The organism is Paenibacillus montaniterrae (genome assembly GCF_018403185.1).
Lineage (GTDB): Bacteria > Bacillota > Bacilli > Paenibacillales > Paenibacillaceae > Pristimantibacillus > Pristimantibacillus montaniterrae.
This window is the reverse complement of sequence record NZ_BOSE01000005.1, coordinates 119,996-145,925: the sequence shown is the minus strand read 5'-3', so window position 1 is coordinate 145,925 and position 25,930 is coordinate 119,996. Positions and strand designations below refer to the sequence as shown.

At 46.2% G+C, this 25,930-nt stretch carries 19 protein-coding genes; 17 read left to right on the top strand and 2 right to left on the bottom strand.

Annotated elements, in window-relative coordinates; genetic code table 11:
• The first annotated feature begins 400 nt into the window (after positions 1 to 400).
• The 5 genes from KJS52_RS14465 to KJS52_RS14445 all read left to right on the top strand — a co-directional run bounded on the left by KJS52_RS14465 (position 401) and on the right by KJS52_RS14445 (position 5,072).
• The gene (locus KJS52_RS14465; protein WP_213516430.1) at positions 401 to 1,342 is read left to right on the top strand and encodes a glycoside hydrolase family 43 protein; all 942 of its coding nucleotides are present in this window, start codon (positions 401 to 403) and stop codon (positions 1,340 to 1,342) included.
• A 190-nt stretch (positions 1,343 to 1,532) separates the two neighbouring features.
• Complete coding sequence (locus KJS52_RS14460) at positions 1,533 to 2,039, top strand: hypothetical protein (protein ID WP_213516428.1); 507 nt, start codon at positions 1,533 to 1,535, stop codon at positions 2,037 to 2,039.
• Entirely contained in the window at positions 2,026 to 2,454 is a 429-nt protein-coding gene (locus tag KJS52_RS14455; RefSeq protein ID WP_213516426.1) for a hypothetical protein, read from the top strand. Before KJS52_RS14460 ends, KJS52_RS14455 begins: the two co-directional genes overlap by 14 nt.
• Positions 2,455 to 2,493: 39 nt before the next feature.
• Entirely contained in the window at positions 2,494 to 3,195 is a 702-nt protein-coding gene (locus tag KJS52_RS14450; protein ID WP_213516425.1) for a hypothetical protein, read from the top strand.
• Positions 3,196 to 3,425: 230 nt separating this feature from the next.
• Positions 3,426 to 5,072: a response regulator gene (locus KJS52_RS14445; protein WP_213516423.1), complete on the top strand. Its 1,647-nt coding sequence runs from the start codon at positions 3,426 to 3,428 to the stop codon at positions 5,070 to 5,072.
• 47 nt (positions 5,073 to 5,119) lie between these two features.
• On the opposite strand, the gene KJS52_RS14440 is transcribed toward KJS52_RS14445, so the two are convergent.
• Together KJS52_RS14440 and KJS52_RS14435 are read right to left on the bottom strand one after the other, a co-directional pair.
• Entirely contained in the window at positions 5,120 to 6,157 is a 1,038-nt protein-coding gene (locus tag KJS52_RS14440) for a Gfo/Idh/MocA family protein (protein WP_213516421.1), read from the bottom strand.
• A 2-nt stretch (positions 6,158 to 6,159) separates the two neighbouring features.
• Entirely contained in the window at positions 6,160 to 7,056 is an 897-nt protein-coding gene (locus KJS52_RS14435; RefSeq protein WP_213516419.1) for a sugar phosphate isomerase/epimerase family protein, read from the bottom strand.
• 124 nt (positions 7,057 to 7,180) lie between these two features.
• On the opposite strand from KJS52_RS14435, the gene KJS52_RS14430 reads away from it, so the two are divergent.
• From KJS52_RS14430 to KJS52_RS14375, 12 genes are all read left to right on the top strand, one after another.
• Positions 7,181 to 8,080 (top strand): AraC family transcriptional regulator, encoded by a 900-nt coding sequence (locus KJS52_RS14430; RefSeq protein WP_213516417.1) that lies wholly within the window; start codon positions 7,181 to 7,183, stop codon positions 8,078 to 8,080.
• Between the two features lie 47 nt (positions 8,081 to 8,127).
• Entirely contained in the window at positions 8,128 to 9,813 is a 1,686-nt protein-coding gene (locus KJS52_RS14425) for an extracellular solute-binding protein (protein WP_246563570.1), read from the top strand.
• A gap of 32 nt (positions 9,814 to 9,845) precedes the next feature.
• Positions 9,846 to 11,579 (top strand): sensor histidine kinase, encoded by a 1,734-nt coding sequence (locus KJS52_RS14420; RefSeq protein WP_213516415.1) that lies wholly within the window; start codon positions 9,846 to 9,848, stop codon positions 11,577 to 11,579.
• A gap of 140 nt (positions 11,580 to 11,719) precedes the next feature.
• Positions 11,720 to 12,829 carry a chymotrypsin family serine protease gene (locus KJS52_RS14415; protein ID WP_213516413.1) on the top strand — a complete coding sequence of 370 codons (1,110 nt, stop codon included), beginning with the start codon at positions 11,720 to 11,722 and terminating at the stop codon, positions 12,827 to 12,829.
• Positions 12,830 to 13,218: 389 nt separating this feature from the next.
• On the top strand, positions 13,219 to 14,817 hold the full coding sequence (locus KJS52_RS14410; RefSeq protein WP_213516411.1) for a glycoside hydrolase family 43 protein: 1,599 nt from the start codon (positions 13,219 to 13,221) through the stop codon (positions 14,815 to 14,817).
• A gap of 276 nt (positions 14,818 to 15,093) precedes the next feature.
• A complete protein-coding gene (locus tag KJS52_RS14405) occupies positions 15,094 to 16,488 on the top strand; it encodes an extracellular solute-binding protein (RefSeq protein WP_213516409.1) in 1,395 nt (464 codons plus the stop codon).
• Positions 16,489 to 16,937: 449 nt separating this feature from the next.
• Complete coding sequence (locus KJS52_RS14400) at positions 16,938 to 18,332, top strand: extracellular solute-binding protein (protein ID WP_213516407.1); 1,395 nt, start codon at positions 16,938 to 16,940, stop codon at positions 18,330 to 18,332.
• A 741-nt stretch (positions 18,333 to 19,073) separates the two neighbouring features.
• Positions 19,074 to 21,971 (top strand): extracellular solute-binding protein, encoded by a 2,898-nt coding sequence (locus KJS52_RS14395; protein WP_373871364.1) that lies wholly within the window; start codon positions 19,074 to 19,076, stop codon positions 21,969 to 21,971.
• A 17-nt stretch (positions 21,972 to 21,988) separates the two neighbouring features.
• Entirely contained in the window at positions 21,989 to 22,945 is a 957-nt protein-coding gene (locus tag KJS52_RS14390) for a carbohydrate ABC transporter permease (RefSeq protein WP_213516405.1), read from the top strand.
• 2 nt (positions 22,946 to 22,947) lie between these two features.
• Complete coding sequence (locus KJS52_RS14385) at positions 22,948 to 23,823, top strand: carbohydrate ABC transporter permease (protein WP_213516403.1); 876 nt, start codon at positions 22,948 to 22,950, stop codon at positions 23,821 to 23,823.
• 15 nt (positions 23,824 to 23,838) lie between these two features.
• A complete protein-coding gene (locus KJS52_RS14380; protein ID WP_213516401.1) occupies positions 23,839 to 25,308 on the top strand; it encodes a hypothetical protein in 1,470 nt (489 codons plus the stop codon).
• Positions 25,292 to 25,927: a YIP1 family protein gene (locus tag KJS52_RS14375; RefSeq protein ID WP_213516399.1), complete on the top strand. Its 636-nt coding sequence runs from the start codon at positions 25,292 to 25,294 to the stop codon at positions 25,925 to 25,927. The genes KJS52_RS14380 and KJS52_RS14375 overlap by 17 nt, the downstream gene beginning before the upstream one ends.
• Positions 25,928 to 25,930: the final 3 nt, after the last annotated feature.

Sequence of the window (25,930 nt, the reverse complement as noted above, 5' to 3'; positions counted from 1 at the left end):
TCGTAGCGTATTCGACGGCGAATCTTGAACGCTAGCGAAAACTGCGGTGCTCACGTAGCAAGTGCCTACGCTGCGCTCCTCGTTTTCTACTAGCGTCCAAGCTTCTTGGTCCTGAGAGCCCAATTTTTAAACACTCATTGGAAGAGGTAGTTTAAAAATTGGACTTTGATGACGACGTGTAGCTTCGTAGCGTACCCAACAGAAAAACGCTACAGCGGAGGAGCAAAGCATCCGAAAAACGAAGAGGGTCGCCTTTAACATCGTAATGCAACCATAAAAATTCAAAAAAGAAAGCATTACGATTTAAAAAGCGACTGTAGGATGCTTAGCTCCGTAGCGATGATTTAAAAAGCGACTGGAGGATGCTTTACTCCGGAGCGCTGACAAAGGAGGGAAGTCAATGCAAGCTTACTTATTCGTACATTTTAAAGAGAAAAGCACTGTGGATGGAGAACAGGTCTATTTTGCTCTCAGTCAGGACGGTTTGAAATGGGAGCAGGTGAATGGCGGGAATCCTGTACTATGGAGCAGAAAAGGAGATTGCGGTGTCCGCGATCATACAATTGTAAGAACGAAGCAGGGGAAATTTTATATTATTTCTACTGATCTTTCACTAGCAGGCTGCTTTGAATCAAAGTATAAAGGCGATTGGGGCAATATTTCGCGATATGGCAGCAAGCAGCTTGTGCTGTGGGGATCTGATGATTTGGTTCATTGGTCAGAGCAGCGTATGCTGGAGCTGGGCGATGATCAGTTTGGCTGCTTGTGGGCTCCGGATGTTTTTTATGACAGCGAGCAGGATGATTATGTGCTGCATTGGAGCTCGTCCCATGCTTCAAATCAATTTGGGAATAAAGCAATTTACTATACGCGCACGAAGGATTTCACTGCATTTGACAAGCCTAAGCTTCTATATCGCAAGGAAGATAGCGGAGTCATTGACTCGGCTATCTATAAAGCTGATGGCAGATTCTATTGCTTCTTAAAAAGCGAGGCAAACCCGACTGGAGTCATATTGCTCAAGTCGGATACACTAACTGGCAGCTATACGCAAATTGAAGCATTCAATACGGAGATGGCTAAGCTTGGATCAAGCGCTTATGAAGCGCCGACGGCTTATCAGCTCCCTGATGGCAGATGGTGCTTAATGATTGACTTTTTCGGTGTGCGTGGCGAAGGACAAGGCTATGTACCGTTCATTGCGGAGGATATAAATAGCGGCAAATTTATCCGCTCCGATGAAAGCTTCAGTTTTCCATATCGTTTCAAGCATGGAACCGTGCTGTCGATTACGATGGATGAATATAGTAGAATTCATGCAGCTTTTCCTAATCATGAATGACAACAAGCAAGAAGAGGGATTGTTCAGATTTTCAGTTTTACTGATATTTCTGGACAATCCTCTTTCCTTTTTAAATGATGCTGTTGGTCAAGCTTCTAGAATGAATTTTTGGTAAATATGAAAATTCAGGCATTTTATGATTTATAATCCATATATTTATTTCACACACATGAAAGGAGGGATTCATGAGATGTCAAAAATAACGAATTCAACTGGTCTCGAGTCGTCGGTCTTTCCTTATTATGCTGGTAGCTCGACCGCGACTAGTACATCGGTTCAAGACCCCATAATTAACGGGTGGAGTCAACAAGGAAACCCGGGAGATCCGGTTTATTTTGACGCCACAACAGGACCTTGGTTGGCGAACTACGGCATCTATCTTGTTAACTATGACATCACTGTGACCCCAGCATCGGTAGGCAGCTTTGTTTCGGTCGTGCTTTTACAGGATGGGGGTAATATAGTTGAAGGTTCAGCGGTTGGAGCGTTTACATCGAGTGAAGTTATTAAGTTATCTGCAACAGCAATGGTAAGTGTGACTAAGGACAGGTTTGTTATGCCAAGTAGTTTGTCACTGAGAATGCTGTTGACGGGAACCGAGGCAACTGCTCCTGCTGGGACAACAGTACAAGTGGCGAACATGACGATTACCTTAATTGTAGATGAAGGGAGGTCTGGAACCAATGGCAGATCCTAGCTACGCATTTTGCACAAGTACAGATAACTCAACCGTTGGCAATGGAATAACCCCAGTCTCGATTGGCGACTGGAAGGCTCAGTTAATCGGCGGAAGCTCGATTGCAATGACCAGCAACGGACCAGTGCTGCAACCTGGTACTTATTTGGTTCGTTACAATGCTACACTGCGAGGCAGAGGGAGAGATACGGTTGCGATGGGACTTGTGTTGAGCGGCACTCCTGTTCCAGGTTCTGTCCAGGCGGGTTATCCTAGTAGCACCTTCGATTCTGAGCAGTTAGCCGGATCGGCTCTTGTGTTAGTGACGAATCCAGGCAGCCTGCTATCCCTGGCTATTTGGACCAGCGGCTGCAAAATAGCTCTCAATAACAGCGATACCGTTAGCGCGCAAATGACCGTCTATCCACTTAATTAGATGGAAGCATGAAGCTTAGAAAGGAGGCGACTTGACAAGATGATAAATGAAAATGGCGCAACCGGTCCAACAGAAGCAACAGGAGCAACAGGCGCAACCGGTCCAACAGGAGCAACAGGCACAACTAGTTCAACAGGAGCAACAGGCACAACTAGTTCAACAGGAGCAACAGGCACAACTAGTTCAACAGGAGCAACAGGCGCAACCGGTCCAACAGGAGCAACAGGCGCAACCGGTCCAACAGGAGCAACAGGCACAACTAGTTCAACAGGAGCAACAGGCACAACTAGTCCAACAGGAGCAACAGGTTCTGTATATACAGACTATGTTTATGCCAGCACGACAACTGCGACAACCGCTGTGGACGATAACACACCGATTAGCGGTTGGACCGTCCAACAAAGCAGCGGTAGCTTGATCGGGGCAACGGGCTCGGTGTTCCAACTGGAGCCGAATCATGATTATATGATTTCTTATACGGCCAATTTGAAAACATCGGCGAGCGATGGGATCATTGAGCTTGGGCTGGCTTTGGACGGAAGTGTTGTTCAGTCTACCACGCTGGCGGCAAAAATTTCAGGTACAGGAATATCGGTTTACCCGTTATCTGGTACGGCATTCTTGAAAATAACGGACACATTTCAAGCACTATCTTTGAATCTGCTTAAAAAGGAGAATGAAGCTGTAAGCATTTATAGTCCGGGAGTATCCGCACAGATCATTATTCTGGCGATGAACTAATTATCGTAAAATAATGCGAAATAAATGAGCTGAAAGGAGAGATCCAGTACGGCTCATTTTTTTGTGTCATTACGATTGTACAATCCCTCAATACAAGTAAAAGAATGACAACAAAGCAAAGATTTGAACCTTGAAGATTTCCAGTATTTTTATAATAATTATTCATTATTACGCTTCAAATTTTGCTTAAATTTTTTGTAAACGTTATCAATAGTAAGGAGAAGATGCTATTGTTCAGATTATTAGTTGTTGATGACGAGGAAATTATTACAGAAGCATTATATGAAGTGTTGAACCAGTCGATGGGCGACGAATTGGAGATCTACAAAGCGTTTTCTGCCAAAGAAGCACTGAATTGGCTGTCGCGCACAAGAATCGATATTGTACTGACTGATATACGTATGCCGGGCATGAGCGGCATTGAGCTTATGCAGGAAATTCATGCATACTGGCCAAGATGCAGAATTGTATTTTTGACAGGCTATAGCGAATTCGACTACGCCTATCAAGCGATTCAAAAGCCAAACGTTAAATACTTATTAAAAACTGAAGGCTATGCTAAAGTTATTCAAACTATCCAAGAGGTGATCAATGAAATTAACTATGATCATCATATTAACAGCCTGCTCAAGCAATCCGAGCAGCACAAGGATGCGCTGATGCTGGTTGCGCAGGGAGATTACTTCAGGCACTGCGTATTGAGCGATATTGGAATTAGCGAGATTACGACTGGCAGTTCTATGGCACAGGATTTCGAGCGCTTGAATATAAAGCTTGAAGCGTCTGCTCCGGTCGTTCTCGTGCTTGCCCATCTGTCTTATGCGATTGGAACCACCTTTAGCGATATAAGTGAGAGAATTGCATCAGTTAAACAAATATGGAGCTCATTTCTATCCGGGCCTATTAATAGTGTTGCGATAGTGGACAAGCAGGGAGACTTACTGTGGTTTCTGCAATCCTCAGGCGATGCAGACGAGAAAATAAGCAGTCATATGCTTCGTTACGTGGAAGGGATGCTTGAGCTTATTCAGCAAACCTGTTACAAATCGTTAGAGATTGCAGTGTCTTTTACGATGAGTGGAGAGCAATGCAGCTGGTCACAGGTTGTTCGCCAATATGAGCGGCTGCGCCAATTGCAAAAAATGAACATGAATGACGGTATTCCAATTATTCAAATTGACTATCCCGAGCAAGCCAGTGCTTCCTATCAGGAAGTTTATCGCATTGCGCCAAAAGCTGAAATTATGAGCGCACATCTTGATGCAGGTCGTGCGGAGCATTTTTTTAGCTGCTTTAGCGAGCTTGAGGACTATATACTGAACAAAAATGAGCATGTCCACCGCTCTGTCGAAGCTTATTATGCAATTGCGTTGATGCTGCTCTCCTATATGAACCGCAACCAGCTGCATGAACAAATACGGGAATATAACAAATTAATGCGACTCGACGAGCATAGCTCGATGAAGGAAGCGTTCCATTATTTACGTGCCCTGTCTGAGCAAATTTTTGCAAGCTCGCTGCTAAATGAGCGGGACAGAGCTTCGATCATTATAGAAAAGATATGCAAATACATCCAGGAGCATCTAAGCGAGGATTTATCGCTCGTTCGCCTGGCTGAGCTGCATTACTTTAACCCATCCTATCTTTCACGCTTTTTCAAGCAAGAACGGGGAGTGAAGCTGTCTGAGTATATTGACGACTGTAGAATGAAGAAGGCAAAGGAGCTGTTATGCAGTGCGGAGCTTAAGGTGCGTGACGTTGCCTTGCAGGTTGGCTATGAGGCGGCGCATTCCTTTACGCGCTTCTTTAAAAAGTCTACTGGCATGACGCCGCAGGAATATCGCGACTCCTTGATTGAGAATGAAGCCATTCGCTGAAAGGCTTGCGCCGTTAAACGAATGGCTTCATAGACAGCTTGCGAAGGTTATTGCTTCATAAAGCTTTGAATGTCTACCTTAGCGCCAAGCTTGGCACTTTCCAAAGCAGCAAGAACCATCGCCATGCTGTAAATATTATCGCTGCTGCTTGTTTCTGGCGGTGTGCCCGTCTCAAGCGCAGCAAACATATTTGCCAGACAGCCTTGATGAAAAGTAAGCGGCATCTCAACAGGCTCGCTATCGATTCGCTGGTGCTCGGACAAAAATTTTCGCTCTTGCGATTCATTGATTACACATTCCGCATACGGCTCTTTATGTCCATCCCATATGATGGTGCCTTGATCGCCAATGACGCGCCAAGCGGCTTCCCATGATGTAGGAGCACCTTCAGCGCACCAGGAGCCTCGATAGTCAAACACCGAGCCGTCGGACATTTCAAAAATACAAAGTGCCATTGCATTGCCTTTGTACCATGAGCCCTTCGGGTTGAACTCATGACAGTAAACCGATACTGGATTGGCGCCCATAATATATCTTGCCTGGTCGAACGTATGAATCGCCATATCGAGCAGCAGCGGGCTTTCCATCGCATCACGGAAGCCGCCAAAATGAGGCGCGATAAAGAAATCTGCACTTGCAAAGCCAACAGTGCCGATCGTATTGCTCGCAATCATTTGTCTAAGCGCGCGAATTCTCGGGTCAAAACGACGGTTTTGCATAATGGCATGCGTTCTGCCCAAGCTGCGGGACAATTGGACGAGCTCAAGACATTGTGTTAGCGACTCTGCTAGCGGCTTTTCGCTAAACACGTCGCAGCCGAGTCTCATCGCAGTTGAAGCAATCGTATAATGGCTTGCCGGAACGGTTACATCAAATACGAGGTTGGCCCCCGTTGCTTGAATGGCCGTTTCAATATCTGTAAAGATCGGGCAGCTTAGTTGCTTTTTCTCTGCAAATTTTGCAGCAGCCTCTTCATAAATATCAACCAGGCCTACAATGACGGTATCCTCTCTTGTTAGCGCGTAGTCGGCCCATACATGAGCCATATGCCCACAGCCTGCGATGATCACTTTATAGGTTGACATAACTAAGCCCCCTCAACTGGATTTGGCACAAATTGGCCGCCTCGGCAGCGCTTTAGATAGTGGAGCGCATGTACTTGTCCGGTCATTTCAAGCTCATCCTTATATACTGGATCATGCCAGCCTTCAATATCGATTGAGCCTTTAAATCCGTGCTGACGCAAAATGGTAATAATATCGCTCCAATTGCTGTCGCCAAAGCCAGGCGTGCGATGCCATACAAATGGCTTTGGCCCGTGAACGCCGTACTCTTTTACAATGTCCCAAGCGATTGTCGCGTCCTTGCCGTGAACGTGAAACACTTTGTCTACCCATTTTCGCAGCTGAGGAATTGGCTCGATCAGACTCACCATTTGATGGCAGGGCTCCCATTCCAGCCCGATATTATCTATCGGCACAGCATTGAACATCAGCTCCCAGGCAGTAGGGTTATGCGCGATATTCCAATCTCCGCGCTCCCATGTTCCGCCCATATCGCAGTTTTCAAAGGCCAGGCGCACGCCTTTGTCTGCTGCTCGTCTGGCGAGCTCGCCAAATACTTGCTGAAATTTTGCGATTGATTCGTCAATAGGACGATCGGTAATTCGCCCTGTAAAGCCTGAGACGATATCAGTGCCGAATAAATGCGCATGATCAATCAGTCTTTCCCAGCTGGCTAAAGTATCGGAGTTGTTCCCTTCACCAGTAAGCGGGTTGCCAAACACACTAATCGCGGAAATAACGAAGCCGTGCTCATCAGCCAAACTGCGCAAGCGTGCTGCCAGCTCCTTTAAATCTGTCTGACCTGTTGTTTGCCAAAAGGTAAGGTTGAACGATTCAAAGCCATGACCAACAATTTGCGGAATGATGCTGTCGGCGGTATTACCATTTACAAGTGTTCCAATTTTAATAGCTTGCTCCATGTTTATTATCACTCCAATATTGTCATATAGTAATGCTAGCAACATTATTATAGGATAGATATATCAAGGATACGCTATCTGAAATTGGCGGAACTTTCTCTAATCTTGTGGAGGTGAAGTGGCAATGAGTAATCCAAAGGAGCTTTGGGAGGATACGCATATGGCGCAGCGGGCCTATCCGATCCAGCTGTTTCCCAATCGGCCGACCAACAAAAAAACCGGAGACTGTATTCTTTACTTGCACTGGCATGCCCATATGGAGGTCATCATCGTGCGCAAGGGACAAGCGCTCTTTTATATAGATAGTCAACCAATTGAAGCCAAGCAGGGAGATGTTGTTTTTGTGCCAGGCGGCAGCCTGCATGTTGGCTATTCGCAAAATGATGATGAAATCGCGCTCGATTGCATCGTATTTAACGCGGGCTTATTTCAGGAGTGGCTGAATGATTCACTTCATGTCCAGCTCGTATCTCGTTATTTGGAGGGGGAGGAGCATTTTCCACTGCTAGTTTCTTCACTTGATCGCTATAAGGACGAGCTGTCGCATCAACTGGATGCGATTATTAAGGAGCTTGAGCAAAAGGAACCTGGCTACCAGCTCGTCGTCAAGGCAAAGCTGTATGCCTGGCTTGTCCAATTAGCTCGGCTAAACGGCAAGCAAGCTTCATTAAGCACGCAGGAGCCTTACTTTGCCAATCGCGACCGCTTCAAACAGCTTATTGAATGGGTGAAGCTGCACTATGCCGAGAAGCCGACCGTCAAGCAGGCCGCGAGAATGGTTGGGCTTGATCCGTTTTATTTTTGCAAGCAGTTCAAGAAGCTGACAGGCAGAACCTTTATTGAATTTGTCAATATATGCCGTGTAACCGAGGCGGAGCGCATGCTGAAGTATAGCGAGGCGACCGTTGGTGAAATCGCCATTCAAATCGGCTGTGAAAATGCTGCTTATTTTACGAAGCTGTACAAGCAGTATATGGGCATGACTCCGTCAGATGCCAGAAAACATGTACATGAGAGCTTATAAATGTGTTGGAACATCCTCTATACATTACATGAAGGCGGGGGAATCTCTTGGCTGAATCTACAATCGCAAACGTTCGTTGTTTAGCTGTCACGGTATTGATCGCTGTCCTGTTATCTGCATGTCTATCGAGTTCTGTGAACGATGAGCCTGGCAATAACAGGTCAGAGCAAGCTGAAACAGCCCCCTTGTATGATGAAATTGGCTTGAGCAAGTATGATCCTCCAATCGATATTTCCTTTGTCCGCGAGGTAGGCGCTGAGTTTGAAAATCTGTTGAGCTCGTTACCGGGTGAATCGCTGCAGGATAATCGCTGGTCTCGGCTATATAAACAAATTCTCGGCATTAATATTAACTATGAATGGACGGCTGACGGTGATTTTTATCGACAGAAGCTTAATTTCGCTATTGCTTCCGGACAAATTCCAGATGTGATTAAAGTCTCTTCGGAGCAATTGAGGCTGCTCAGCAATGCTGGCTTGATTCAGGATCTTACGGATGTGTACGAGCAATATGCAACGCCATTTACGAAATCCATCTTAAATCAGGAGGGCAGAGGGCCGTTTGATGCCGCTACAATTGACGGCAGGCTGATGGCTATACCAGAGACAAGTTCATCGATTGAAAATGCGATGTTCATCTGGCTGCGGACGGACTGGCTGCAGCAGCTGGATTTGCAGCCGCCAGAAACGATCAGCGATGTTTTGCAGATAGCGCGAGCATTTACTGAGCTTGATCCCGATCAAAATGGCGAAGACGATACATTGGGGTTAGCGGTTACGAACTATTTATGGGACCCGATCATGGGAATAAAAGGCTTTATGGCCGGCTTTAACGCATTTCCTGAAATATGGCTCGCGGATGACAATGGCAAGCTGAAGTTTGGCGGCATCCAGCCAGAAGTAAAAGAGGCGTTGATAGCACTGCAGACTATGTACCAAAGCGGGCAGCTTGATCCGGAATTCCCATTTAAAAACGGCAACAAGGTTAAGCAGCAAATTGCAGATGGGAAAATCGGCCTCATTTACGGTGAGCAGTGGGCCTCCTTTTTCGTTCAAAGCAGCCGCAGCACTGACTCGGATGCGGAGTGGAAGGCTTATCCAATCGTATCTGTCAGTGGTGAGCCTGCCAAAGTTCCATTAAAATTCAACACTGGCCAGTTTTTTGCGGTACGCAAAGGCTTCGAGCATCCTGAAGCGCTTGTGAAAATGTTCAATTTGCATTTGGAGAAAAATTGGGGAGGAACGGCAGACTTTGAAACCTATTACAGCTCGCCTTATCCTGTATGGCAGCTATCGCCAGTAACGCCGTACCCGGCAAGAAAAAATTTGGAGGCCTACCTGCAACTGGAGCAAGCACGCCAGACGGAGGACTGGAGCCAGCTTAATGCGGAAGCAAGATCCATTCAAAAGCTGATTAACGCCTACCTTGCAGGAGGAAGCAATAGCTCAGCCGGCTGGGGCTGGGAAAAAACATATGGCGTGGATGGCGCATATGCGATCCTGCACCAATATGAAAGGAACGGACAGCTGCTCTATGAGCAGTATACAGGTGCTCCGACTGAGACGATGATAGAAGCGCAAAGCATCCTGCATGATTTGCAGCATGAAGCTTACATCGATATTATACTTGGCGATCCTATTGAAAAATTCGATGCCTTCGTAGAAAGCTGGAGAAAGCTTGGCGGCGATGACATTACTAGAGAAGTGAACGAGTGGTATGCCGAGAATCGATAAGTCATTAGAGTAGAGCATGCGGAGGAAGCAACTTGATAAAATTTCCAGTTACCTCATTTCGAAATTCAATTTTCATTAGGCTGTTAATTACGTATGTGCTCGTTATATTTCCGATCGTGCTGCTAGGCTTCTATTTGTACTATTGGAGCTACAATAATGCGAGCGACGATATTTCGAGGACGACGGTTACTCAGCTTAATTATTACTTGGAGGATTTGAACCGTGAAATTGAATGGATGGAGCTGCAGCAGTTCGATATGCTTCAGGACAATGAGCTGAAGAAGCTCGTCACAACATGGGAGATGATGAGCAGTGTGGAGCAAAGAAAAAGCATGGCGTATTTGCTGCATCGCCTCACTTCATTTAAAAATAGCAGTTCATACATTAAAGATATTAATATACATGTGCCAGCATTAGGCAAAACGATCTCGGCAGTAAATTCGGTTGTCGAGCTGGATAAAGAAAGCTACAAGGAAATGCAATCCAAGGTGGCGCATAACCATGAGCGCTTAAGCTTTTTATGGTCTTCTTTGCATTTGCTGGCAGCCAAGTATGGTGGGAAAAAGGATCAGCCTCCGCTTTATATGGTGCAGATTGAGCTGGATTCCAGCAAATTAATCGACTCGCTCAAGCAAATCAGTTTATATGAAAATAGTGGCGCATTCCTGTATTCAGATACAACAGATTTTCGGCTAATGGGAAGCAATAGCTCTCGCCCGATTTTGCAGGCTTTTCTTATGCAAACAAAGGAAGCGAGAGACACAACGACTCTGCTAAGCCATGCCGGGACAAGCTATCATATCAATAAAGCGAGCTCTGACAGCTTAAAGCTGACTGTCGTTACTTATTTGCCGGAGGAAACCGTCAAGCGTCCGTTAAATTTCTTTTATCGCTGGGCATGGCTGTTTGCTTTGGCTTCCTTCATCGCGATTGTCGCGGTTTCATTTTTTACCTATCGCTTTATTCATAAGCCATTGCTGCTATTTGTGCAAAGCTTCAGGCGAATGGAGGAAGGCGAGCTTGATCGGCTGATCGAGCATGAGAAAAAGGATGAGTTCGGATATTTGTACACGCGCTATAATCAAATGCTTATTAAGCTGAAAACATTGATTGATCAGGACTACAAGCAAAAAATGATGATGCAGCGCTCCGAGCTGAAGCAGCTGCAGTCGCAAATAAATCCGCATTTTTTATACAACAGCTTTTTCATTCTAAATTCGCTCGCCAAAATGGATGATGTGGAGCGAATCGAGCAATTTACGATCATGCTGGGCGAATATTTCCGCTTTATTACGCGCAATAGTAATGATCTGGTGCCGCTTTCCGAGGAAACAAAGCATTCGCGCGTATATACAGAAATTCAAGGGCTGCGCTTCTCAAGGAGAATACAGGTGCAATTTGACGATTTGCCAGAAGAGATCGCAGCGGTGAAGGTGCCGCGCCTCATTATTCAACCTATTATTGAAAATGCTTATGAGCACAGTCTGGAGCATAAAAACGAGGACGGTTTGCTGCGGATACAGTTCCGGCAGCAGGACGATAACGTATTTATCGTAATTGAAGACAATGGCGACAAGCTGACGGATGAACAGCTTGGCAAGCTGCAGCTCAGCCTTGAGAATATTGACGAATTCAGTGAAATGACAGGCATAATCAATATTCATCGCAGGCTTGTGCTTACCTTTGGCGAACAAAGCGGCCTCAAGCTGGAGAGAAGCGAAATGAATGGCTTGAAGGTGACGATCTGCATCCAATTGCATAACTAAAATCAATCTTTAACATATTGGCGTACCAGCTAAAGGCTGTGTACGTCGTCTTTTTGTCTGCCGTCGAAGCAGATTGGGCAATCATGCTGCCATATGTCAGCATAATATGCTACAAATCTGCGATGAGAAGGTGAGCACGATTGACAAGTTTTCATGAAGCGTATTTAGTCAAGCAGCGTATTGCTGATAAGATTCTTAAAATACAAGGCGTGCACGGGATAGGCGTTGGTCTGAAGGATTCGGCAAAGCCTCATCGTGGTGCAGCCTTGATCCTTTACACGACTTCAGCAACAGCAAGCAGCTTTATGAAGCGGGCTGGCAAAAATGCACCTCTAAGCTATATCAATTCTGCGGCCAGAACAATATCCGGAGTTCCGGTTCGAATTGTATCAGTGGAACGATTCAGCAGGCATAGTAAGAGCAACGATCAATTTATGAAACGAAAGCGTCCGGTAATTGCCGGCTACAGCATCGGTACCCCAGCGGGATCAGGCACTGCCGGGCTTATCGTCAGTATGGGGCGATGTGAACGAAGCCGTTATATTTTAAGCAATAACCACGTGTTAGTTAACAACAATTCGTCCCGTGCTTCACCAACAATTCAGCCTGGGGGTGCAGATGGCGGGAATGTCGACAAAAATCTGATTGGCTATGCAGAACGCTTTGTTAAGCTTAAAAAGCATAAGGTCAATTATATAGATGCGGCGATATCAAAACCGCTTCGCAGTAAGCTGGTAAAGCCCCAATATGCAGTATTCGGTAAAGTGCATGGCTATATTGCCGCTTATAAAGTCGGAGATAGATTTAAGAAGGTGGGTCGCACTACTGGCGTTGTAACAGGAACTGTTGAGTCCATCCATACCGATATTCAAGTCTATTACAACGATTACGGCAAGCTGGGAGTCATCACCTTTAAAGATCAAAGTATAATACGCAGTGATACAGCAGTATCATTGGCTGGAGATTCTGGTTCAGTCTGGCTGACGTCACACGGAAATAAAGCAGCAGCAGTAAATTTCGCCGGATCGGATGATGGAAAGCTCTCAATCTCTTACCCTATTCATTGGTTCATGCAAGTTTTTGGCGCCAGAGTTGCAGGATCACGCAAGCAGTCATTGAAACGTCCGGAACGAAATGAAAATAAGCAATATGTATACACTCAGCCGCTACCCTCTAACATTATAAAGCAGCTCCCCGTAAGAAAATGCAGGCCGCTCAAAAAGCAAATAGATAGACAGGCGTATAGATAGCACGTTAATAGTAAGGAGCAGGATCTGAACATTTTGGGCAGGTCCTGTTGAGGATGAGCGCAGCAATTCGGCATTAACCAATGTACTGCTATAAGTTGAGGGGTGGTTTGCTTAAGTTTAACAGGTTGTGGGCTTAAGCTTTCACCTGTACTCTATAGAGGAAGTTTAAAAAGCTCGACTTTGATGACGATGTAATTGCGTTGTAGCATAGTCGACGGCGAATATGTCACGCTACCGAAGGCTGCGGTGCTCACGTAGCTATTGGCCTACGCTGCGCTCCTCGTTTTCTACTAGCGTCCAAGCTTCTTGGTCCTGAAAGCCAAGCTTTTTAAACCTCATTGAAGAGGAAGGTTCATTTAAAAGAATAGGGGGGCTGCTTATTTGTGCGGATGAACAGGAGGTTGCTCGTCGCTGCGAGTCTATTGGCGATTATTGGGATAGCCGCTTTATTGATAAGGATCATCGAATTCAGTGCAGAGGAAGAAGGCAAGCTTGTCACCCCGACAAGCCTAGCAACTACAGAGGAGTTGGATGAAGTGAAGCAAGAGGAAAATAAAACAGAGTCTATTAAACCGTTAGCAGCAGCAGTGGGCAAGGAAATTGGCAATCATAATCCGCTTGTGTCCTATAGATTTGGTGCAGATCCGTATGCGCTCGTTTATGAGGATCGCGTTTATTTGTATATGACGAATGATATGCTGGAATATGATGATAAAGGTGAGGTCAAGGACAATACATATAGTTCGATCAACAAGCTGGGCGTTATTTCCTCAGAAGACCTTGTCAATTGGACCGACCATGGGGAAATTCATGTAGCAGGCAAGGATGGAGCTGCCAAATGGGCCACGCAATCATGGGCGCCCGCAATCGTACAGAAGGCCATAGACGGCAAGGATAAATTTTTCTTGTATTTTGCCAACAACGCCAGCAGCATTGGTGTGTTGACAAGCGATAGTCCGACCGGACCCTGGATTGATCCGATTGGCAAGCCATTAATTACAAGAGAAACACCAGGTGCGGCTGACATTACATGGCTGTTTGATCCGGCAGTATTTGTTGATGATGATGGGCAAGGCTATATTTACTTTGGCGGCGGCGTACCGCAGGGCAAGGATGCCATGCCTAATACAGCAAGAGTGATGAAGCTGGGCGACGATATGATTAGTGTCGTTGGTGAAGCAGAGGTCATTCCTGCTCCTTACATGTTTGAAAACTCGGGTATTAATAAGGTTGGCGATCAATACTACTATACCTACTGCTCAAACTTCTACAGCGGCACGCGCAAGGAAGGAAGTCCGCCAGCCGGTGAAATTGCCTATATGGTCAGTGAGTCGCCAATGGGGCCATGGACGTACGCAGGCACTATTTTGAAAAATCCGGGTCATTTCTTCCAGGTTGGCGGTAATAATCACCATGTTATATTTGAGTTTCATAGCAATTGGTATATTGCCTATCATGCCCAGACATTGTCCAAGGCTATGGGGATGGCGAAAGGCTATCGCTCGACGCATTTGAACCGTGTCAGCTTTAATGAGGATGGCTCGATTCAAGAAATAGCAGCCGACTATAAAGGAGTAGAGCAGCTAAAGCCGTTCAATCCGTATGTGCGTGTCGAGGCTGAAACAATCGGCTGGAATGCAGGCATTAAAATTGAAGCAAGCTCGGCTAATTCTAGTCATCGAGTTGTAGCAGACATTGATGATGGAGACTGGATTGGCTTGTCCAATGTTGATTTTGGCAGCAGCGGAGCAGCTTCCTTTACCGCTTCTGTTGCAGGCGGCAGCACTCCTGCAGCAATAGAGCTGCGTCTAGGCAGTCCTGAAGGCGAACTGATCGGCAGGCTGGATGTCCCGGCATCTGCTGAGGATCAATATGTCGAGCTTAAGACTGAGACTACGAGCGTTCAAGGTGTGCACCATCTGTTTCTGGTGTTTAGAGGCAGCGGCAGCACCAACCTGTTTAAGCTTGATTATTGGAAATTTGAATAAGCAGCTATATAGCTCAAGCCATCTCTGCCAGCGAAATGCTGACTGCAGAGATGGCTTTTCTTTTTGGCGTGCGCAGCAGCATAATCCGATTTTGATATAGCGTGCAACTCTTTACTTCATTGCGGATTCGATAATGCTCGCAGGCCGCGCCAAATCTAGGTTTCTATACTTTAACAGGTAGTTGATCTAAACAGCGTAAGGTTGTTGTAATCGCAATGTAAGCGCTACACTTTGGGTAAATTTGGACCAAATATTAAACGTTGAGGGGGATTAAAGATGCATGTTCGCAAATTAATGGTTCTATTATTGGGATTGGTTCTACTGCTTGCAGCCTGTAGCGGTGGCTCGGGCAACCCGAGCAACAGCACCCAAGAAAACGTGGAATCGGAGACGAATAGCGGCACCGCCAACGGTACATCGAAGGAACCTGATGAGACGGGGAACGATGGCGAGGAGGATGAAGTCTACAGTACGCCGGAAATGGATTTTGATTTGGGCGGTAAGACGATTAAGGTGGTTTCTTGGTACGATATGACGAATCAGGAAAGAAACCCGGACGAGATCGCGAAAAAGAAAAACCTGGATGCACTGATGGAGAAGCATAATTTCAAAGTCGAATATATTGCTATTGACTTCGGCGAATACCAGGAGAAAGTTACCGCTTCCCTGTTAGCGGGCGAGCCGGTTGGCGATATCGTACGATTAGGCAAAAATTATACGATTCCGACGCTCGTCAAACAGGATTTGCTGTGGCCGGTCGACGAGTATACGAAAAACGAGCGGGCGTTTGATCAGCTGGCTACGAACAAATTTTTCACCTATGAAGGCAGAGGGTATGGATTCAGCGAGACGCGGGGAAACCTTGTCCAGGGAATCTTCTACAATCGTACGCTAATGAACCAGCTGGGGTTAAAGCCGTTGCAGGAATATGTCAATGAAGATAATTGGAATTGGGACACCTTTGTTCAAGTTGCCAAGGATTCGAACAAGGATACGAACAATGACGGTAAACTGGATACGTGGGGACTCGCGAATTCATCCCTGATCGAACATGCCTTGTATTCCAATAACACCGGGCTTACGAAAGAGAGCAAGCAGACACTTGAAGATCCCGCGACATTGGATGCCTTGAACTTTGTTTCCCGATTGGCTACGGAGAAGATCGCCAGACCGACTGAAGGGGGCGATTGGACGGAGCCGGGACAGTTTTTCCGCCAAGGCAACACGCTGATGTATGCAGGCGCACTATATGAGCTTGGTGGAATCAAGACGGACATGCCGGATTTCGATATCGGCTTCGTACCGTTCCCGAAAGGCCCGAACGCGACAACCTACCATTCCCTGGAGGGGGCGTATCAGGCGTTGGCAATTCCGAAATCAGTCGAGAATCCGGAGCAGCTCTTATATATTTGGGAGAAGATCAATGACATCGATTCCATCTATGAGTATCCGGACCAAGCTGACTATGAGACTGTGTTTACCACAGAGGATGACCTTAGCAACGCGCGGCTCGTTGCTTCAAACCTGATCGTGCTAGAACATGGAGCCTTTCCAAACCTTCCGTATTGGGACTTCGTCGGCGAGCTGAATGAGGGGGTTTCCGTTTCCACCCTTGTTGAGAAATATAAGTCAGCGTTCCAAGCAGCAATAGATGAAATCTACGGCCAGTAAGGAAGTTAAAATGTTCGACTTTGATGACGATGTAACTTCGATGTAGCGTATTCGACATTGAGTCTCGAACGCTAGCGAAAGGCTTATGTGCTTCCGAAGTATGTTTTCTGCGAAAACATTTGAGCTGCTCACGTAGCTATTGGCCTACGCTGCGCTCCTCGTTTTGTGTCGGTGCTTTGAATAAGCAGCTTATATAGCTCAAGCCATCTTTGCCAGCGAAATACTGACTGCGGAGATGGCTTTTCTTTTTGGCGCACGCAGCATAACCCGATTTTGATATAGCGTGCAACTCTTTACTTCATTGCAAATTCGACAATGCTCGCAAGCCGCGCCATATCTAGATTTCTATACTTTAACAGGTAGTTGATCTAAACAGCGTAAGGTTGTTGCAATCGCGATGTAAGCGCTACACTTTTCAAGTAATCAATACTTTCTTAGGGGGAAGCATTATGCGTATGAAGCAAGTTTTACTAACAATGTTAAGTTTAATTTTCGTTTTTGTTGTAGCTGCATGCAGCAACGGTACGGGCGGGACTCCAGCCAATAGTGGCAACTCAAGCCCAACGCAAGAGCCGGTAGCAGCTAATAACAACAATCCGGAGGAAGAAGAAGCAACGGATGAAGGGAATGGAAATCCGAATGCTACACCAGAAATGGATTTCGATCTTGGAGGAAGAACAATTAAAGTCGTTTCCTGGTGGGATATGACGATTCCGGAGGACAACCCAGACAACATCCAACGCAAGGCTAATTTGGAAGCATTAATGGAAAAGCATAATTTCAACATCGAATATGTTCCGATTGACTACGGTGAGTATCAAACGAAGGTTGTAGCCTCGCTGATGGCTGGCGAGCCAATTGGCGACATCGTCCGACTAGGTAAAACGTATACGGTGCCAACGCTTGTTAAGCAGGATTTGCTATGGCCGCTTGATGATTATGTGAACAATGACAATGCCTTTAATACGAAGGTAACCAAAGAGCTGTATACCTTTGAAGGAAAAGGCTACGGCTTTACAGATGACAAGGCCAACCATATTAGCGGAGTTTTCTATAATAAAACACTAATGAACCAGCTTGGCTTAAAGCCGCTGCAGGAATATGTAGATGAAGATAATTGGAATTGGGATACCTTTATCGAGGTTGCCAAGGAAGCAAATAAGGATACAAACAATGATGGCAAGCTCGATGTTTGGGGATTGGCGAATAGAGGATTGCTGGAGCAATCGCTTTACGCGAATGAGGCGGCACTAACGTTAGGGGATCAGCAAAACCTGGATGATCCGAAAACATTGGAAGCGTTAAACTTTGTATCTCGTCTCGCTACTGAGCAAGTGTCAAGACCTACAGAAGGTGGAGACTGGACAGAACCGAGTCAGTTTTTCCGTCAAGGCAACACGCTGATGTATGCAGGTGCGATGTACGAGGTAAGCGGCATTAAAACGGATATGGCGGATTACGATATTGGCTTCGTTCCATTCCCGAAAGGACCAAGCGCAACGGCTTATCATTCGGGTGAAGCCCTATACCAAGCACTAACTATTCCAAAATCAGTCGACAATCCAGAGCAGCTTATGTATATCTGGGAAAAAATCAACGATATTGAATCAATGTACGACTATCCATCACAAGCAACGCTTGAAAGCAATTTTACTGATGAAGCGGACATTAACAATGCAAGAATGGCACAGGACGGTCTGATCGTGCTAGATCATAACACCTTCCCATCGCTGCCATATTGGGACTTCGAAGCTGAGCTTACCTCAGGCACCTCCGTTTCAACGGTGGTGGAGAAGTATAAGGCATCCTTCCAAGCAGCAATAGATGAAATCTACGGCCAGTAGATGTAGTTTAAAAGCACGACTTTGATGACGATGCAGTTGCGTTGTAGCGTATTCGACGGCGAATATGTCACGCTACCGAAGGCTCCGGTGCTCACGTAGCAAGTGCCTACGCTGCGCTCCTCGCCTTCTAGTATCGTGCCATCTTCTTGGTCCTGAAAGCCGAGCTTTTAAACTTTCATTGGAAGGGGAAGTTCAAAATGTTCGACTTTGATGACGATGTAGTTGCGTTGTAGCGTATTCGACGGCGAATATGTCACGCTACCGAAGGCTCCGGTGCTCACGTAGCTTTTGCCTACGCTGCGCTCCTCGCCTTCTAGTATCGTGCCATCTTCTTGGTCCTGAAAGCCTCGCTTTTGAACTTTGATTGGAAGGGGAAGTCAAAATATTCGACTTTGATGACGATGCAGTTGCGTTGTAGCATAGTCGACGGCGAATCTTGAACGCTAGCGAAAGAGTATGCTTCCGAAGTATGTTTCCTGCGGAAACATTGTAGGTGCTCACGTAGCAATTGCCTACGCTGCGCTCCTCATTTTCTACTAGCGTCCGAGCTTCTTGGTACTGCACTCAAAAAATACTACAGCGGAGGAGCAAAGCAATCCGAAAAACGAAAGTGGGTCGCCTTTAACATCGTAATGCAACCATAAAAAATTCCAATAAGAAAGCATTACGATTTAAAAAGCGACTGGAGGATGTTTTGCTCCGGAGCGCTGACTATACAGCTTTTGCAAGGAGGGAAGAAATTTGAGAAACAAAAAGAAGAACTATGTGATTATCTTCCTAGTTCTTGCTCTTATTATTACATCTGTTATCGTGTATATTCCTTCCCGTTCATCCGATCAACAGCTGGCGATGGCTATGAGTGACTTTGTGGCTGTTACGGATGAAAGCAATGAGAACGACTATACGCAATATTTAAAGCGGCATGAAGCTGCTGAGAGGCCTCAGCAGGTCATTCGCATTGAAGGAGAACAATTTGCTGAGGTGAATGGCGAAGGCTTCGAGATTGTTGATCAATATGAGGGCTTGCCAGGCAAATCAGTTATTACTCCGGATACAGGCTCGATAAGCTGGAAGGTTCAGCTTGAGTCAGCAGGGCTGTACAATATTCGGATTCATTATTTCCCTGTTGAAGGGAAAAGCTCAGCTATCGAGCGAGAGTTTATGATAAACGGCGAGATCCCGTTTAGAGGCGCCGATATTTTGCTATTTAATCGGATTTGGGGCAATGCCAGCAATGAAATTAAGCAGGACGACCGAGGCAATGATTTGCGCCCTAGACAAATCGAGACTCCTTCCTGGCAGATGATGTCCTTTACCGATGGCGACGGCTATTACGAGGACCCTTACTTGTTTTATTTTGCTAAAGGCGAGCAGACGCTTACCTTAAATGCTTTAAGAGAGCCGATGGCTATTGACTACATTGAGCTGTATCAGGAGAAGCCTTTATTAAGCTATGAGCAGCTTAAGGCGCAATATGAAACGGATGGCATTCCAGAGGCGAAAAACCAGTCAATCATTATTCAGGCTGAGGATGCTACAGCCAAATCCTCGCCTACGCTTTATGCGTTAACTGATCGCTCCAGTCCTTCGGTAGAGCCTTACCATGTTTCAAAGCTTCGCATCAACACGATTGGCGGCTTGAATTGGAAGCTGCCGGGCCAGTGGATTGAGTGGGAATTTGAAGTGGAAGAGGACGGATTATATCAAATTGCCTTAAAGCGCAAGCAGGATCAATTGCGAGGCATCTACGCGACACGCAGCTTAATGATTGATGGCGAGTACCCGTTTGAGGAAATGAAGCGAATACGCTTCAATTACGATACCGATTGGAAAATGGATGTGCTTGGCGGTGAGGAGCCGTATTTATTTCATTTAACGAAAGGAAAGCATCGTATTCGCATGATGGTATCGCTTGGCGATATCGCACCATTGCTTCGTACGATTGAATCCAGCGTACTGCAATTAAATGAAATGTATCGCAAAATTTTAATGATTACGTCCAACACGCCTGATCCATATCGCGATTACCAATTGGAGAAACGGATTCCTGATCTGCTTGAAGTATTTGCAGAGCAAGCGGAAACGGTCCAAAGCGTGGCACAATATCTCGAGGATATAACAGGAGAGCGCAGCGACAAGGTGTCGGCACTCCATTCCCTTGTCGTGCAATTGAACGATATGGTTGAGTATCCAGAAACGATTGCCAAGCGGCTGAAAACGTTCAAAATTAACGTCGGCAGCCTGGGAACATGGATTTTGCAGGTAAAGGAGCAGCCGCTGACGCTCGATTATCTCGTTGTAGCTTCTCCTGATTCCAAGCTTCCGCAGGCAGAATCCGGCTTCTTTCAGGAATTAAAGCATGAGCTGGGTGCTTTAGTAGCCTCCTACACCGAGGATTACGACAGCATTGGCAATATTTCGGAGAAGCAGCGCTCGATTACAGTGTGGATTACGACAGGACGTGATCAGGCGCAGGTGCTGAAAAACTTGATCGATGAATCATTCACGCCTGAAACGAATATATCGGTGCAGTTAAGGCTGGTGCCGGGCAATATTCTTTTGCCTGCAACGCTGGCTAATGAAGGGCCTGATGTTGCGCTGCAGGTTGGCGAGGATGTGCCGATCAACTACGCGATGAGAAATGCAGCCGCAGATTTGACGCAGTTTGCTGATTATGAATCTGTCATGTCTCGCTTCCGTCAAAGCGGGATCGTTCCTTATGAGTATAACGGAGGGATTTACGGGCTGCCGGAGCAGCAAACCTTCCCGATGCTGTTTTACCGCAAAGATATTTTGCAAGAGCTGGGGCTAGAGGTGCCAAAAACATGGCAGGATGTCTACAACATGATCTCCGTGCTGCAGAAGCATAATATGGAGTTTTGGCTGCCACTGGAAACGCCGACAAACAATGTCAACCTCGTGCCAAATGCGACCTTTGCGATGCTGCTGTATCAAAACGGCGGCGAATTTTACCGCGATGATGACAAAAGAAGCGCGCTGGACTCAGAGGTTTCGATGGAAATGTTTAAGCGTTGGACGCAGTTCTACAGTAACTATAAATTCCCGCTTATTGCTGATTTCCCTAACCGCTTCCGTACCGGTGAAATGCCGATCGGCATTGCGGATTATACAACCTACAATATGCTGACCGTTATGGCTCCTGAAATTAGAGGATTATGGGATTTTACGATTGTGCCAGGAACGGAACAGCCGGACGGGACAATCAGCCATCAGGTTGCCAGCTCAACAACAGCTGTCATGATGCTGGAAAATGCCAAGGATAAGGACGCTGCGTGGGAATTTATGAAGTGGTGGACCTCCAAGGACGTTCAAATTCAGTATGGCCGCGAGATGGAAGGACTGATGGGAGAAGCTGCACGCTATCCAACCGCCAATATTGCAGCGCTTGAAGAGCTGCCTTGGCCGGTGAAGGACTATAACAATTTGGAAAGTCAATGGCAGTGGGTGGAAGGAATTCCGCAAGTGCCGGGCGGCTATTTTACGGGCAGACATCTCGATAATGCCTTTAGAAAGGTTGTCAACGGCAAGGAAAATCCGCGCGAGGCGCTGTCCGACTATATTATTTATATCAATGATGAGATTGAGATCAAGCGGAAAGAATTCAATTTACCTTATTAGTTTGGAGGTGGAAGCCGATGCAAACGGAAACGACGAGTCAAACGGTACAGGGCTCCATCCGACCGATGAAATCATCAAGATTTGCTCATGTCATGAGCGAGCTGAAAAGAAACAAGCACTATTATATCTTGATGAGTCCGTACATGATCATCTTTTTTACCTTTACCGTCATACCAGTCGTGTTCTCTTTAATCCTTAGCTTCTTTTATTTCAACATGCTGGAGTTTCCACGCTTTGTTGGCTGGCAAAATTACTCACGGCTGTTTCTTAACGATGATGTTTTTATGATTGCTTTGAAAAATACGTTTTTATTTGCAGTGATAACAGGCCCAATCAGCTACATCGCCTGCTTTATATTCGCCTGGATTATTAACGAGCTTTCGCCGAAGGTGCGCGCCTTTATGACGCTTATTTTTTACGCCCCTTCGATTTCCGGCAATGTGTTTTTTATATGGCTCATCGTCTTTTCAGGCGACAGCTACGGTTATTTGAACGGCTTTTTAATGAAGGTTGGCTTTATTCTGGAGCCGATTCAGTGGCTGCAGGATGAAAAGTATATTTTGCCGATTGTTATGATTGTACAGCTATGGCTAAGCCTTGGCACAAGCTTTCTTGCCTTTATTGCCGGCTTGCAGACGATTGACAAGTCGCTGATAGAAGCGGCTGCGGTGGATGGCATTCGCAACAGATGGCAGGAGCTATGGTTTATAACGCTGCCTTCGATGCGTCCGCAGCTTATGTTTGGTGCGGTTATGCAAATTACCGCTTCGTTTGCAGTAGCGGATATTTCCATTGCACTCGCCGGCTTTCCAAGCGTCAATTATGCGGCTCATACGGTTGTAACCCACTTGATGGATTACGGAACAATCCGCTTTGAAATGGGCTATGCCTCGGCAATTGCAACCGTGCTGTTTGGACTGATGATTGGAACTAATCTATTAACACAGAAGCTGTTAAGAAAGGTGGGTGAGTAACGATGGCATCCAAATTGATCGCTCGCTTGCGAATGCCTAAAAGGCTGAATCGCTCCTTTACCGTCAGCTTCCTGCTGTTCGTGCTCCTTGCCTTATTCGGCTCGTTTATGGCGCTGCCGCTTATATATGCCATTAACAATGCTTTCAAGCCATTGGACGAATTGTTTATTTTCCCGCCTCGATTTTTCGTCAACAATCCGACGCTGGACAATTTCTTCGATCTGGTGGCGATCATGGGCAACTCATGGGTACCGCTATCTCGTTACCTTACGAATACACTGCTCATTACGTTGATCGGAACCGCAGGCCATATCATTCTGGCTTCCGCAGCGGCCTATCCGCTGGCGAAATACAGATTTCTTGGCTCGAAATCGTTGTTTTCGATCGTGGTGCTGTCCTTGATGTTTTCAGGACATGTTACAGCAACGCCAAACTATATGGTTATGTCCTGGCTGGGCTGGATCAATACGCATGCTTCCATTATTGTGCCTGCGCTTGCGTTTCCGCTGGGGCTGTTTTTAATGAAGCAATTTATGGAGCAAATTCCTGATGCGCTGCTGGAAGCGGCGAAAATTGATGGTGCCAACGAATATCGCATTTATTGGTCGATCGTAATGCCGAATGTGAAGCCAGCTTGGCTGACCCTGCTAATATTGCAGTTTCCGGCGCTATGGGGAACGGATGGAGGAAGCTTCATTTACAGTGAGAATTTGAAAACGCTGCATTATGCACTCGGGCAAATTGTACAGGGCGGTATTGCGCGTGCGGGGGTCGGAGCTGCAGTTGCGTTAATTTTAATGGCTGTTCCTATTACGCTCTTCATTATCTCGCAAAGCTCTGTCATTCAAACGATGGCGACTTCGGGGATGAAAGAGTAGAAAGGGGGAACATCAATGAAGCTTTTTAATAAGGGCGGATTTAGAAAGAGACTTGCTGTATGCGCGCTAAGCTTTGCTTTGCTGTTCAGCTCTGGCGCCATGCTGGTGCAGGCTGAAGGCGGCGGCAGCTCCTACAACTACTCTTTTTGGGGAAATACAGTTGTGGCGCCAGCGGCTTATGATGCTACTGCTCTGCTGACTGGCGATGATCTTGGCGTTGGCAGCTTGAAGGAGCCTAATGATTTGCATGTTACGGCTGACCAACACATTTATGTGCTGGATTCAGGCAATAATCGCATTCTCGTGCTGGATTCCAATTATGCATTGCTAGACGTTATTGATCAATTTGATAACGCCGGGCAGCAGGATGGCTTTTCCAATCCGCAGGGCATTTTCGTAACGGAGGATAAGCAGCTTTACGTGGCAGATACAGGCAATAAGCGCGTCGTCCAGCTTGATCAGCAGCTTCAGCTTGTTAAAATTGTTGATTCGCCGCAGTCCGAGCTGCTGCAGGCCAACTTCGATTTTCAGCCGGTTCGTGTCGTCGTCGATAAAGCAAGCCGTATATATGTTATGTCGACCGGGGTGTTCGACGGCTTTATGGAGTTCAGCGCGAATGGAGACTTTACTACCTTTATTGGTGCGAACCGTGTATATGTCGACCCGATCGAATATTTGTGGAAAACGCTGTCTACTAAGGAGCAGCGCAGCCAAATGGTACAGTTTACACCAACAGAATTTACGAATCTCGATATTAATGATGAAGGCTTCATCTACGCCACCAACGGCGATCAGTGGGGCGATAATATTAAAAAGCTTAATGCGCAAGGCACAGATATTTTAAGAAGAGAGGGCTACTTTGAGCCTGAGGGCGATATTCGCTACAGGCCGGTGGATGGGCCTTCCCGCTTAATCGATATTGATGTTGCCGACAGCGAAATCTACTCGGTGCTGGACGCCAAGCGCGGACGGATTTTCACCTACAACGGTGACAGTCATCTAATGTATGTGTTTGGCGGACTCGGCAATCAGCTAGGCAAATTTACAGCGCCGACCGCGATTGAACGCGTGGGGGACAACATGCTTGTGCTTGATAAAGCATTGGGCGAAATTACTGTTTTCGAGACAACAGCCTACGGCAGAACATTAAATGAAGCTGTGCGCAGCTATTATCGCGGCGATGAGGAAGCAGCCTTTCAGCGTTATATGGAAACGATTAATATGAACGCGAATTTGGAATTCGCTTATTCCGGTATTGGCAAAGCGCTGCTGCGTCAGGGCAATTATGGAGAAGCGATAAAGTACTTCAAGGAAAGCTATGATAACAAGGGCTATTCCAAAGCTTTTCTGCTGCACCGGAAAGCGATTCTGCGCTCCTATTTCCCTACGATTATGACATCTGTTGTTGTTCTGCTGCTTATTCTCATTGTCTGGAGAAAGGTTCGCAAATGGAAGGGAGGAAAAAAGATTGTCACCATCGAGTAAAGAGCTTGTCAAATATCCTTTTTATTTGATCGTCCATCCCTTTAATGGCTATTGGGAGCTCAAATATGAGCGCAGCAATAAAATTAATTTAGTGATTTCATTCGTTATTTTGCTGCTGTTGTCGCTTACGAATATTTTGCATTCGCAGTACGCCGGATTTCTGGTCAATCTCTATAATCCTAAGTCGATGAACAGTCTTATGGAGTTCGTTTATGTGCTTGTCCCTGTATTGTTCTGGTGTGTGGCGAACTGGTCGCTCACTACGCTAATGGACGGAGAAGGGAAATTCGTCGAAATCTTCAACTCTACCTGCTTTGCCCTTATTCCGCTTGTGCTTATTAATTTCCCGTGGATATGGCTAAGCAATGTGATTGCGATGGAAGAAACGGCATTCTATCATTTTTCCAACAGCTTTGCGCTGATCTGGTTCGTCTTTCTACTATTTGTAGGCAATATGACTGTTCATCAATATACTCCGCTTAAAACGATTATGACGATGCTGCTGACGTTGGTGGCAATCGGATTTATGGCATTCCTTTGCTTGCTGTTTTTCAGCTTGGTGCAGCAAATCATTTCTTTCATATCCGTCATCTATCAAGAAATTGTGATGAGAGGCTGAGGG

What these genes read in the sequence shown, in the direction of transcription:
- KJS52_RS14450 (WP_213516425.1), top strand. Translation starts at nt 2,494, where the DNA reads ATGATAAATGAAAATGGCGCAACCGGTCCAACAGAAGCAACAGGAGCA.
- KJS52_RS14440 (WP_213516421.1), bottom strand. Translation starts at nt 6,157, where the DNA reads ATGTCAACCTATAAAGTGATCATCGCAGGCTGTGGGCATATGGCTCAT.
- KJS52_RS14400 (WP_213516407.1), top strand. Translation starts at nt 16,938, where the DNA reads ATGCGTATGAAGCAAGTTTTACTAACAATGTTAAGTTTAATTTTCGTT.
- KJS52_RS14460 (WP_213516428.1), top strand. Translation starts at nt 1,533, where the DNA reads ATGTCAAAAATAACGAATTCAACTGGTCTCGAGTCGTCGGTCTTTCCT.
- KJS52_RS14390 (WP_213516405.1), top strand. Translation starts at nt 21,989, where the DNA reads ATGCAAACGGAAACGACGAGTCAAACGGTACAGGGCTCCATCCGACCG.
- KJS52_RS14430 (WP_213516417.1), top strand. Translation starts at nt 7,181, where the DNA reads ATGAGTAATCCAAAGGAGCTTTGGGAGGATACGCATATGGCGCAGCGG.
- KJS52_RS14465 (WP_213516430.1), top strand. Translation starts at nt 401, where the DNA reads ATGCAAGCTTACTTATTCGTACATTTTAAAGAGAAAAGCACTGTGGAT.
- KJS52_RS14455 (WP_213516426.1), top strand. Translation starts at nt 2,026, where the DNA reads ATGGCAGATCCTAGCTACGCATTTTGCACAAGTACAGATAACTCAACC.
- KJS52_RS14380 (WP_213516401.1), top strand. Translation starts at nt 23,839, where the DNA reads ATGAAGCTTTTTAATAAGGGCGGATTTAGAAAGAGACTTGCTGTATGC.
- KJS52_RS14410 (WP_213516411.1), top strand. Translation starts at nt 13,219, where the DNA reads ATGAACAGGAGGTTGCTCGTCGCTGCGAGTCTATTGGCGATTATTGGG.
- KJS52_RS14435 (WP_213516419.1), bottom strand. Translation starts at nt 7,056, where the DNA reads ATGGAGCAAGCTATTAAAATTGGAACACTTGTAAATGGTAATACCGCC.
- KJS52_RS14385 (WP_213516403.1), top strand. Translation starts at nt 22,948, where the DNA reads ATGGCATCCAAATTGATCGCTCGCTTGCGAATGCCTAAAAGGCTGAAT.
- KJS52_RS14405 (WP_213516409.1), top strand. Translation starts at nt 15,094, where the DNA reads ATGCATGTTCGCAAATTAATGGTTCTATTATTGGGATTGGTTCTACTG.